At 44.4% G+C, this 11399-nt stretch carries 8 protein-coding genes and 1 pseudogene; 7 read left to right on the forward strand and 2 right to left on the reverse strand.

Annotated features, from left to right (window positions below):
- Positions 1–216: 216 nt before the first annotated feature.
- The 3 genes from AB6C75_RS17020 (at position 217) to AB6C75_RS17030 (ending at position 1730) form a co-directional block, all read left to right on the forward strand.
- Complete coding sequence (locus AB6C75_RS17020; protein ID WP_012603480.1) at positions 217–747, forward strand: elongation factor P hydroxylase; 531 nt, start codon at positions 217–219, stop codon at positions 745–747.
- A 9-nt stretch (positions 748–756) separates the two neighbouring features.
- A complete protein-coding gene (locus AB6C75_RS17025; protein WP_009848738.1) occupies positions 757–1020 on the forward strand; it encodes a YfcL family protein in 264 nt (87 codons plus the stop codon).
- Between the two features lie 188 nt (positions 1021–1208).
- Complete coding sequence (locus AB6C75_RS17030) at positions 1209–1730, forward strand: NADPH-dependent FMN reductase (protein WP_009848737.1); 522 nt, start codon at positions 1209–1211, stop codon at positions 1728–1730.
- Between the two features lie 166 nt (positions 1731–1896).
- Here AB6C75_RS17030 and mnmC read toward each other — a convergent pair whose 3' ends face one another.
- Positions 1897–3975 (reverse strand): bifunctional tRNA (5-methylaminomethyl-2-thiouridine)(34)-methyltransferase MnmD/FAD-dependent 5-carboxymethylaminomethyl-2-thiouridine(34) oxidoreductase MnmC, encoded by a 2079-nt coding sequence (gene mnmC, locus AB6C75_RS17035; protein WP_372108342.1) that lies wholly within the window; start codon positions 3973–3975, stop codon positions 1897–1899.
- A 128-nt stretch (positions 3976–4103) separates the two neighbouring features.
- Here mnmC and fabB point away from each other — a divergent pair, with 128 nt between their 5' ends.
- Positions 4104–5315: a beta-ketoacyl-ACP synthase I gene (gene fabB, locus AB6C75_RS17040; protein ID WP_009848735.1), complete on the forward strand. Its 1212-nt coding sequence runs from the start codon at positions 4104–4106 to the stop codon at positions 5313–5315.
- A 140-nt stretch (positions 5316–5455) separates the two neighbouring features.
- On the opposite strand, the pseudogene AB6C75_RS17045 reads toward fabB, so the two are convergent.
- Positions 5456–5796 (reverse strand): annotated as a pseudogene (locus AB6C75_RS17045) (hypothetical protein).
- A gap of 48 nt (positions 5797–5844) precedes the next feature.
- On the opposite strand from AB6C75_RS17045, the gene AB6C75_RS17050 reads away from it, so the two are divergent.
- The 3 genes from AB6C75_RS17050 to AB6C75_RS17060 all read left to right on the forward strand — a co-directional run.
- Positions 5845–6978, forward strand: a complete 1134-nt coding sequence (locus tag AB6C75_RS17050; RefSeq protein WP_372108344.1) for a 4-phosphoerythronate dehydrogenase — start codon at positions 5845–5847, stop codon at positions 6976–6978.
- Positions 6979–6990: 12 nt separating this feature from the next.
- Positions 6991–8004: an aspartate-semialdehyde dehydrogenase gene (locus AB6C75_RS17055; protein WP_012603484.1), complete on the forward strand. Its 1014-nt coding sequence runs from the start codon at positions 6991–6993 to the stop codon at positions 8002–8004.
- 209 nt (positions 8005–8213) lie between these two features.
- Positions 8214–11399: FimV/HubP family polar landmark protein (locus AB6C75_RS17060; RefSeq protein ID WP_372108347.1), on the forward strand; the 3186-nt coding region annotated here is incomplete at its 3' end.

Genomic DNA, 11399 nt, shown 5'->3' on the forward strand with positions numbered 1-11399 from the left:
TGTGTTACCGGTTTTATTGTTAATTTATAGACTCATCTAAGCGGAGAAGAGCCGCTAAACTAATCATTCACCTCAAAGTGGTGTAATCTGGGATCAGCAATCGATTGTCATCGTAAAGTATTATGATGAACCTAATGTCATTGCCAGTGATAGGGCTTTACCGAGCGCTTAAAAAAACGCAAAATGCCCCAGTTCTTTTTACTTAAATTTGATCTTATGACACACCAATACCCAGACATCATCGACATTTTCAATCAAACCTTTTTCGAGAGCTTCAATACTAAGCTAGAACTGGGAGCGGACGAGCCCATTTACCTGCCAGCCGATGAGGAGATTCCTCATCACCGTATCGTTTTTGCTCGTGGCTTTTATGCTTCAGCACTTCACGAGATAGCGCACTGGTGTGTGGCTGGTCCTGAGCGTCGCTTATTGGAAGATTTTGGTTACTGGTATGAGCCTGATGGCCGAACTGAGTCGGTTCAAGCTGAGTTTGAAAAAGTGGAAATTCGCCCACAAGCGTATGAATGGATCATTGCGACCAGCGCAGGCTTTCCTTTTAATGTTAGCTGTGACAATCTACACGGCGATTTTGAGCCAGATCGTTTGGCCTTTATGAATAAAGTACACAGCGAAGTCATGGGTATCTTTGAAGCTGGTCTGCCGCCTCGCGTGAAAATGCTCTCTGAAGCATTACGCAGCTTCTATGATGTTGCGCCTTTATGTACTAGCCAATTTATTGTGAAATAAGAGAATATTATGATTATCGAATTTGAAGAAAAACTACTTGAATTAATTGATGCTCGCATTGAAAACGCATCAGATGATGAACTGTTTGCTGGTGGTTACTTACGTGGTCATATTTCTCTTTCAGTAGCTTCATGTGAAGAAGACGGTATTGAAGACGTAGCAGAAGTTAAATTGCGTATTGAGAAGAGCCTAGAAGACGCACGTTCTGAATTGACGCCAGCCGATCGTACGATCGTTAATGACCTTTGGGTTGAGCTGCAAAACCAAGCTTAATTTTAGTCGTTTAGCATTATTCGTCTACCGTAATTCGCTCACAACTCTCCCTCCTCATTTTTGAGCGAACCAATAATTTGAGACTCATTCGAATTTTTTGAATGAGTCCGTTCAATCCTTGTGATGGTTCCATTTTCTGACTACGTTATTCTAATCCCACTTAACGGAATCACAGAAAAGGTCACATCATGAAAGTTATCGCATTTGGCGCAAGCACCAGCTCTACCTCTATCAACAAAACTCTAGCAACTTACGCAGCTAACTTGATTGAAGGTGCTGAAGTCAAAGTTCTAAACATCAACGATTACAACGTTCCTATGTTCAGTGAAGACACTGAAAAAGAGATTGGCCAAGCGGAAGGTGCTCAAGCATTCTTACGTGACCTAGCAGAAGCTGACGCATTTGTTATCTCTTTCGCTGAGCACAACGGCCACTACCCAGCGGCGTACAAAAACCTATTTGACTGGGCGACACGCATTGAGCGTTCAGTATTTGGCGAGAAACCTGCGGTTTACTTAGCGACATCACCAGGCCCAGGTGGCGCACAAACAGTACTTGGCGCAGCAACTGGTTCGGCTCCGTACTTTGGTGGTAACGTTAAAGCATCGCTTTCAGTGCCTAGCTTCTACGATAACTTTGATTTTGAGTCTGGCGCTATCAGCAACGAAGAGATTGCTCAGCAGATCAAAGATGCGGTTGCTAAGCTGTAAACATCGTTCAATTTAGAACATCAGTTTAGATCAACACGAACAACAAAAAGCCCGAGTGACATAATGTCGCTCGGGCTTTCTAGCTTTTAGCCTTAGATATTTCTGATATTCAGAAACTTCAGAAACTTCAGAAACTTCAGAAACTTCAGAATAGCTGAACTAGAAACTATGAATTTGATTTAGAGTGCTTGTCTGCAACCCATCCAGCCGTTAATGCCTTACCTTTACGCAGTCTGCGCACCCACATTCTGCTTGGGTGAATCGCTTCAAGCACATCGACAGGTAAGGGAAGCGGTTCGCCACAAATTTGCGATGCTAACACTTCAGCTAATAATGGCGCAGAGCTCAAGCCACGTGAGCCTAGCCCGATAAAGCAGTATAGGTTAGGGAAGCTTGCTACCGTTTGAACATCATCAACAGAGTGACGTTGCGGGTTGAAGTTGTGCAGGTCTTTGTACTGTTCTTTGATTGATTCAAAATCGCCAACGTTTCCGACAAACGGAAGGTGGTCACGGCTTACGCTGCGGATGCCTTGGCGCGCTAGGTTGCCACTGGTGTCGACATCTTTTGTCCACTTTTGGTCTGGCAGCGACCCATGTAGGCGATCGCCATTGTGCTGCTGAACCTCAATATCAAATTCTTGGTCTATATTGGTTTTGTCATAGTTGGCACCAATACAGTGATGAGCATTGTTTGGATTCTGCGGCGTAAGATAGCCATCAAAGCACAACACGGTTTTTAGCTGGCTGAGACTTTCCGTGGTCGGAATATGGCTCACTTGGCCTTTAACTGGAGTTAGAGGTACAGGCTGAGTCTGCTCAAACTGAGTGAACTTGTGTCCGTTCGCGACAACTACTTGGTCGTGCTTGGTTTGAATCTCACCTTGTGGTGTCTCAATGGTGAGTTGCCATTGTTGTTCAACTTCGAGCCACTCAAGTTGAGTCACTTGATGTTGATAGTGCGCGCTCACTTGGTTGGTCTCTTCTAACCTGCCAATCAAACCTTGAGTCAGTTGGAGAGGGCTTAACCAACCTCCCAGTGGAAAGTAGACACTCTCTTTATCGACTGGTAAGCCAATCTTTTCGTTGGCTTGCTCTGGCGTTAAACGCTGAATCAGATCTGTGTGGAAATTGCCTTCTAACATGCGATTGAGCTTTTTAGTGGAGCCTTCATCCCACATCAAAATGTTCACGCCACACCAATTGTGATCGAAGTTTACTGATTGTGCTGCTTGATTAATAAATTGGCGGGCAAACAATAAGCCCGGACCAAATATTCTTGAAACATTAGATGTCGCTTCGCTGAGTAGCGGATAAATGGCACCTTGGTTGTTACCTGAGGCATTGCCCGCAGCTTGTGGGTGTTCACAATAAAGGGTGATGTTTTTACCACGTCGGCTTAGCGTTTTGGCTAATGCAGCACTGGCGACACCACCACCGATAATGGCTATATCTTGTGAATTACTGTGTTGAGCTAGGCCATACCAAGGTTTGATGTTGGTGTGAGCGCGCTTTTCGCCAAGTCGGCCTGCAATCATTTCTCGCTTAGTACCAAAGCCTTTAACCTTTTTCATTTCAAAGCCGGCTTCAATCAGCCCACGGCGAACGAAGCCTGCTGCGGTGAAGGTGGCGCAGCTGCAATCTTGCTTTGCCAGTTTGGCCATGCCGTTGAATAGGTTTTGATTCCACATTTCAGGGTTTTTGCTTGGAGCAAAGCCATCTAAGAACCACGCATCGACTAAACCTTTGCGAGGGGTCGGCACGTTTGGCATACAATCCTTAATATCACCAAACCACAAATCAAGCGTGATAGCACCATCGCCTAACACAATGCGGTGACATTCGGGCAGGGCAATCGGGTAGTGTTCTTGGAGTTGTGTCGCATACTCCGCTAATTCTGGCCACGATTGGTGCGCTTTGATTAGATCATCTTTATTTAAAGGATATTTTTCAAAACTGATGAAATGTAACTCTTTGGTCGTAGCTTGTGGGTTATCTTTAAGAAAAGCATCGAACCATTGCCAGACTGCGAGAAAGTTTAAACCTGTACCAAAACCGGTTTCAGCAATCACAAAACGGCGTTGTTGATGTTCAACCCAACGCTCTGGAAGGTGGTTTTGTTTTAAAAAGACGTAGCGAGTTTCTTCTAAACCGTTAACATTAGAGAAGTAAACGTCGTCAAATTGGTCTGAAACTGGCGTGCCAGACTCATTCCATTCCAGCTCTGCATTAGTAATTGAAGTCATAAAATCTATCATTTTGTGATTTGAAGCGATATGTTGGTAGGGATTGTACGAATTTCTAGGAAAGCTGACCACTTTTGTTAGGCTTCTTAGTTATCATCTAGCTGAATTTAGAATTATAGGAATGTCACATGAAACGAGTCGTAATCACCGGTATGGGTATTGTTTCAAGTATCGGTAACAACGTCGAAGAAGTTTTAGCATCACTGAAAGAGGGTAAATCAGGTATTACCGCTTCAGAGCAGTTCAAGGAAAATGGCTTGCGCTCTCAAGTTTGGGGTAACCTAAAAATGAACCCTGCTGACCATATCGATCGCAAAAAAATGCGCTTTATGGGTGATGCAGCGGCATTCGCTTATCTTTCAATGGAGCAAGCAATTGCTGACTCTGGTTTAACTGAAGATCAAGTATCTAATGACCGCACGGGTATCGTAGCGGGTTCAGGTGGTGCTTCATCTCTAAACCAAGTAAACGCAGTAGACATCATCCGTGAAAAAGGCGTGAAGCGCGTTGGCCCATACATGGTTCCACGTACAATGGCTTCTACGGTTTCTGCTTGTCTAGCAACACCTTTCAAAATCCGCGGTGTGAACTACTCTATGAGTTCTGCATGTGCAACATCTGCACACTGTATCGGTCACGCAATGGAGCTTATCCAACTGGGTAAACAAGACGTAGTATTCGCTGGTGGCGGTGAAGAACTAGATTGGTCTCTGACTATGATGTTCGACGCAATGGGCGCACTTTCTACTAAGTACAACGACACGCCAGAATTGGCTTCTCGTACTTACGATGCTGACCGTGACGGTTTCGTTATCTCTGGTGGCGGCGGTATGCTAGTTATCGAAGAACTTGAGCACGCTGTTGCTCGTGGCGCAAAAATTTACGGTGAGATCGTGGGTTACGGCGCAACTTCAGATGGCTACGACATGGTTGCTCCTTCTGGTGAAGGCGCGGTTCGTTGTATGAAGATGGCAATGCAAAACGTTGATGGCGTTGACTACGTGAACACTCACGGTACTTCAACTCCTGTAGGTGACGTTAAAGAACTTGGCGCAATCCAAGAAGTCTTTGGCGGCAACAGCCCTGCAATCTCAGCAACTAAAGCGATGACAGGTCACGCTCTAGGTGCGGCTGGTGTACACGAAGCAATTTACTCAACGCTAATGCTTGATAACGGCTTCATCGCACCAAGCATTAACGTTGCAAACCTAGACGAAGCGGGCGAAGGCCTAGACATCGTAACCGAAGCTCGTGAACAAGAGCTAACAACGGTTATGTCTAACAGCTTTGGTTTCGGCGGTACGAACGCAACGCTAGTAATCAAAAAATACCAAGGCTAATTGAAGCTAAGGTTAAATTAATAAAAGGTTAATCGTTAATGGGTGACGTGAGTGCTGATTCAACACGCACAGGTCACCCAGTAATCATGACCATCAGAACATAGCTTTTATAAATATGGTTTTAAGCGTGTTTTTTAACCCTAGCTTTGTAAGCTTCGCTTTAGAAAATAGCTTTTTAAATCAAGATTTAGAAGTTGAAAGGTTTCCAGAGCTTGATCAGTACTGGCTTTGGTTAGTACTGGTTGAACAGACGCAAGACTCTGTCTCCTGGAGAGCGAGATAGGATCCTTTTGTTCTGGATGTTTGCCCGATTGTTTATTCAATCGGGCATTTTTCGTTTAGTCTTCTGACTTTTGCTTTTTGATTTTAGGTCTTGGTTCTTATTTCTGTTCTTGTTTGTGCAGACTAGGCGATTCAGCCCTTTATTTATAATGTATTCCAATTGCGACTCGACACCGTGTGTGGAATTTTGCACAATCATTTCAATTCACATTTAAGGTCGACAGACCCCAACGAAAGTACCTTCCCAATGAAAATCTTAATCGATGAAAATATGCCTTATGCTGAAGCGCTTTTTAGCCAGCTAGGTGAAGTGACAATGAAGTCCGGTCGAACGCTAACCGCTGACGATCTTGTTGACGTAGATGCCCTGATGATTCGTTCGGTGACCAAGGTCAATGAAGCGCTGATCAGCAAAGCGAACAAGCTTAAGTTTGTTGGAACCGCAACAGCTGGTATGGATCACGTTGACCAAGAATTGATGAAAGAGCGTGGCATTTTCTTCACCGCAGCCCCAGGCTGTAACAAGGTGGGTGTGGCTGAGTACGCGTTCAGCGCGATGATGGTGTTGGCTCAGCAGCAAGGTTTCTCTGTATTCGAAAAAACGGTCGGTATTATCGGCTGTGGCCAAGTGGGTAGCTATTTAGCAAAGTGCCTTGAAGGTATTGGTATTAAAGTTCTGCTGAGCGATCCTCTAAAACAACAAGAGGGTGATACTCGCGAATTTACTGAGCTAGATACTCTGCTTGAGCAGTCAGACGTCATCACTCTGCATACGCCAATCACTAAGACAGGTGAGTTCCCAACGCATCATTTGCTCAATGAGCAAGTACTGAACAATTTACGTGCTGACCAAATTCTGATTAATGCGGCTCGTGGCCCAGTTGTTGATAACCAAGCGTTAAAAGCTCGCTTGCAAAAAGCCGATGGTTTCACTGCCGTTCTTGATGTGTTTGAGTTTGAACCTGAAGTCGATTTTGAGCTGCTTCCACTGCTTGCTTTTGCAACTCCTCACGTAGCGGGCTACGGTTTAGAGGGTAAAGCACGTGGTACCACGATGATCTTCAACAGTTATTGTGAGTTTTTAGGTACTGAACAGCGTGCTTATGCAAGCGACCTTCTGCCGACAGCACCAGTGCCTCAAATGAAATTAGATAGAGCTTGGGATGAAGCAACACTGCACAATTTGACTCAGTTGATCTATGATGTGCGCAAAGACGACGCCTTATTCCGTCGTAATATCTCTACGCCGGGTTCTTTTGACAAGATGCGTAAAGAATATTGGGACCGCAGAGAGTACAGTGCAGTCGAGTTAACGGGCGACGAATCTTGTAATTTAACGCCGTTATCTAAACTCGGTTTTATGGTAAAGCCAACTTTATAAAAGAGAGAAACAATGAGCCAAGAATTTAATATTGCTATTTTAGGTGCGACTGGTGCGGTTGGTGAAACCATTCTTGAAGTACTTAAAGAGCGTAAATTCCCTGTCGGTGAAATGCACTTACTAGCAAGTGAACGTAGTGAAGGCAAAACTTCCCGTTTTAACGGCAAAACAATACAAGTACAAAATGTAGAAGACTTCGACTGGTCTCAAGTACATATTGCGTTTTTCTCTGCAGGTAGCGAGCTTTCAGAACGTTGGGCTCCAATAGCCGCTGACGAAGGTGTGGTTGTTATCGATAACACTTCACGTTTCCGTTACGAATACGATGTTCCTCTGGTTGTGCCTGAAGTGAATCCTGAAGCGATTGCTGAGTTCCGTAACCGCAACATCATTGCGAACCCGAACTGTTCTACTATTCAGATGGTAGTAGCACTTAAACCGATTCACGATGAAGTGGGCCTTGAGCGTATTAACGTTTCAACTTACCAATCTGTGTCTGGTGCAGGTAAGCCGGGTATCGATGAGCTAGCAGGTCAAACGGCTAAGCTTCTTAACGGTATGCCAGCTGACAAGTCAGCGTTCTCACAGCAGATCGCGTTCAACTGTATTCCTCAAATCGATGAATTTACAGAGAACGGCTACACACGTGAAGAAATGAAGATGGTTTGGGAAACTCAAAAGATCTTTGCTGATTCATCAATCACGGTTAACCCGACTTGTGTTCGTGTTCCTGTGTTCTATGGTCACGCTGAATCTCTACACATTGAAACTCGCGCGCCAATCGGTGCTGAGCAAGTTATTCAGCTTCTAGAGAACACGGAAGGCGTTGAAGTTTTCCAAGCGCTAGACTTCCCAACTCAGGTTCGTGATGCAGGTGGTAAAGACCACGTAATGGTTGGTCGTATTCGTAACGACATTAGCCATCACAGCGGTGTGAACATGTGGGTTGTCGCTGATAACGTTCGTAAAGGCGCAGCAACAAACGCAGTTCAAATCGCGGAAGTTCTGATTCGCGATTACTTCTAAGCTTCACTGCTTTGATAAACAAGCCTCACTCTTTTAGTGGGGCTTTTTTAATCGATTGAAAATATTGTTAGTTAAATTGTGTGAAATTGCTGCGAATATTGTCGCTGCAACACATTTTTTGTTTTCATCTCTATAGCTTTACGTCGTTTATCCGATATATTTAACAGTTCATCAATTTATTCGAATTTAAGCACCTAGCTGAGCCTTTTATGTTTCAATTTTTCAAGCCGTGGTTAATGCCTTTTGCCATTCTCATGGCGACTCAGATTTCCGTTGTTCGTGCAGATTCCATTCGAGTTGTAGGGCCTAATGGCCAGATACAATCAGCGCCTACGTTTTCCGAACCTCTTCAAAGAGCACAATTGAATCGTGCTGGGCCTTCTCGTTTTTACGGCCCAACTTTGGGGTCGGAAACATTGTGGTCGATTGCCTCAAAGTTACGCCCTGATAATTCCGTTTCAGTTCAGCAAACCTTGTTGGCTATTTATCGTCTAAATCCACAAGCGTTTGAAAACCAGAATATCCACAGCTTGCTGCCTGCCAGTAATTTACGAGTGCCTTCTTTAGAGCAAGCACGTGCGAGTTCTACACAGCAAGCCGTTAACATCATGAATGCGCACCTTGCTAAGCTCGATGCTTCTGTGACTAAACCCGCAGTGTCAAAGCCAAAAACAGCGCAAGCGTCAAGCCGCCCTGATGTAAGCTCAAACAATGTTGTTCCTGCAAAGCAAGTAAGCACAGCTGAAGCCGCTAAAAAGCCATTGTCTCCAACTCAATCATCTCTAGCTCAATCAGCTCCAACCCAAGAGATGAACAAGCTAGAGAAACAGCTAGAGCTTTCAGAAACTGAGCTATTGTCACTTGAGGAGAAAAACCATCAACTTCGTCTGATGTTGTCGAATGTTCAATTGGAAGTAGATGAGCTAAAAACAGAACTTAGTGATGAAGACCGCATTCGTAGCGAAGTGGAAAAGCTGCTTGATGAAGAGCGTAGAAAGAACGCTGAGATTGCAAAAATGGCTCCAAGTGCCATGGATCAATTGTTATCAAATGGTTGGTTAGTTACTGCTCTTGCGGTTATTCCTGGCCTGCTACTTGGTCTTATCATAGTGATCCTGTTAGGGCGCCGTTCTAAAAATGATGAGCAGCAGCCGACACAAGACCAACCAATTCAATCAGATGCAAGTAGCGTCGCGCCTATCGCTTTAGGCGACGAGATGGACGACTTTGATAATGAATTGTCTTTAGACGATGAACAATTTGGCAATGAAGATGATGCTGATAAGTTATTTGATGACCAAGCATCGCCTGAAGAAGATGTATTTGCAGGTTTAGATGATTCTGATCTCGATTTTAATCTCGATGATGACGATGATGACCCATTTGCGAGTATTGGCGAAAATGGTGACTTAGACACTAACTTCGATGATCTGGAGTTAGACAGCAGCAACGGCATTAGTGTCAATGGCGATGACAAGGCGCTTGGTCTTGAAGAGATGGAGCGCGCACTCGATAAAACATCAGAAAGCGAACTCGGTTCTGATGAGGCCGACTTTGATCTTTCAGATGATAACTCAATGTCGAATGAAGATATTGAATCGCTACTATCACAGGATTCTGAGACTGAAGACCTAGGCTCTAACGAACTAGACCAATCTCTATTAGACGATCTATTTGCGCTTGATGATGAAGATGATGATAGCTTCGATATTGATGCTTTAATCTCAGAAGAGCAAAGTGATTCGATTTCTAATACCGACACATCAGCAACCGATGATTTTGACATTGATGCGCTTATCTCTGAGCAACAGAGCGATACTGCACCTTCGGGCGTGAGCAACGATGAATTTGATATTGATTCGTTGATCTCAGAGCAGCAGACGTCACAACCTTCGGCTCCTAGTGTAGAAGATGATATTGATGACATCTTCGCTCAGGTTGCGGCTCAGAACGATCAAGTCAATGAGCCTGTGAATCTCGATAATGATGACGAGGTTGCTGAGAATCTAAACAGCGCTTTGGCGTCTGATGATGATATCGATAACATCCTTTCTCAGTTTGATCTGCCAACCGAAAGTGAAGAAACTCAAGGCAGTGTCGACCTGCTCGATGAGCAATTGACAGGGGATGATGTTGATCTCAGTAATTCAACAGATCTCCTAGATGATATGTTGGAAGATGAATCGGATGATGATTCTGAGAGTGATCCTCTAGGTTTTGACTCATTATCTGAACTCGAAGAACTCTCAGGCTTGTCGACCGATGATGAGCTAGATATTTCGGAAGACAGTACTGAAACCTTGGATGAGTTGATTGATGATTCTGATGATGACTTTGAACTCGATGCCGAGAGCACAGACCTACTAGATGATTTTCTAGACGATGATGCCAATGATGCTCAAGTTACCGTCGAAGGTGACGAGACGTTAGATGAACTGCTAGGTAATGATCTATCAGTCGGTGAAACCGATGAACAAGATTCAGAATCTTTAGACCCATTTGATGATCTACTGACAAGTGGCATTGAAGACGAGCTTGAACCTGAAGGGAAGGCGTTTGATAAAGAGTTAGACGAAGCCTTTGGTTTTGACAACGGCAGCGATGAGTCCGAAAAGGATTCAGACGTCGAGCTTACTCCGTTAACCTCAGAAACACCTGAAGTTGAGTCTGAGCAAGCATCGGACATTAATGCAACACCACAAGCTGAAGTCGTTAGTGATGGATCGTTAGATTCGGAAATGATTCAAGACAGTGCTGACGTTAAGCCAGAAAATGATGAAGCCTTTAATCGTGATGACTTTATCGATGATTTGTTCGGTGTCGCGCCGGCAACAGATGCTTTACTTGATGACTCGCTAGAAACAACAGACGAAGCATTGATTGATGAGTTAATGACTTCTGATGACAATGATTTATTGCCAGCGACAGAAGAGCCTATTGAGTCATTAATTGAAAATACGGTTGAACCAGAGCAAGCGTCTCTTTCAGCCAGCAATGAAGTGTCAGCGGAAGAAATAGTATCCGCTGAAGAAACCGCATCATCGGTTGAAGATGATGAACTGGATATCGACTCACTGCTCTCTGAGAATTCTGATTTTGACAAACCAGTTTTTGAAGAGCGAGTTCAAGAAGAAACTGTACAACAAGAAGCAGAACCAGAGCCGAAAGAAGCCGACGCCCAAGAACAGCGTGAAGACATCGCTGCTAGTTATGAAGAGCAAGTATCGCCATCGTCTTTAAATGATATCTCTGAAGATGATGAAGAGACGGTTGAAGACTGGTTAGCCGAAGCTATAGACGATGTAGAGTCGCCTGCGAATGTTGCCTCTGATTTTGACTTTGAACCGAAAATCCAAGGTAGCGATCAGTTTGAAGATGTCGTTGAATCCTTGCCA

This window comes from Vibrio sp. 10N.237.312.B06 (genome assembly GCF_041464685.1).
Lineage (GTDB): Bacteria > Pseudomonadota > Gammaproteobacteria > Enterobacterales > Vibrionaceae > Vibrio > Vibrio tasmaniensis_A.

Excerpts from the sequence above, each read along its gene's own strand:
- fabB (WP_009848735.1), top strand. The coding sequence starts at position 4,104 with ATGAAACGAGTCGTAATCACCGGTATGGGTATTGTTTCAAGTATCGGT.
- AB6C75_RS17025 (WP_009848738.1), top strand. The coding sequence starts at position 757 with ATGATTATCGAATTTGAAGAAAAACTACTTGAATTAATTGATGCTCGC.
- AB6C75_RS17050 (WP_372108344.1), top strand. The coding sequence starts at position 5,845 with ATGAAAATCTTAATCGATGAAAATATGCCTTATGCTGAAGCGCTTTTT.
- AB6C75_RS17020 (WP_012603480.1), top strand. The coding sequence starts at position 217 with ATGACACACCAATACCCAGACATCATCGACATTTTCAATCAAACCTTT.
- AB6C75_RS17055 (WP_012603484.1), top strand. The coding sequence starts at position 6,991 with ATGAGCCAAGAATTTAATATTGCTATTTTAGGTGCGACTGGTGCGGTT.
- AB6C75_RS17030 (WP_009848737.1), top strand. The coding sequence starts at position 1,209 with ATGAAAGTTATCGCATTTGGCGCAAGCACCAGCTCTACCTCTATCAAC.
- mnmC (WP_372108342.1), bottom strand. The coding sequence starts at position 3,975 with ATGACTTCAATTACTAATGCAGAGCTGGAATGGAATGAGTCTGGCACG.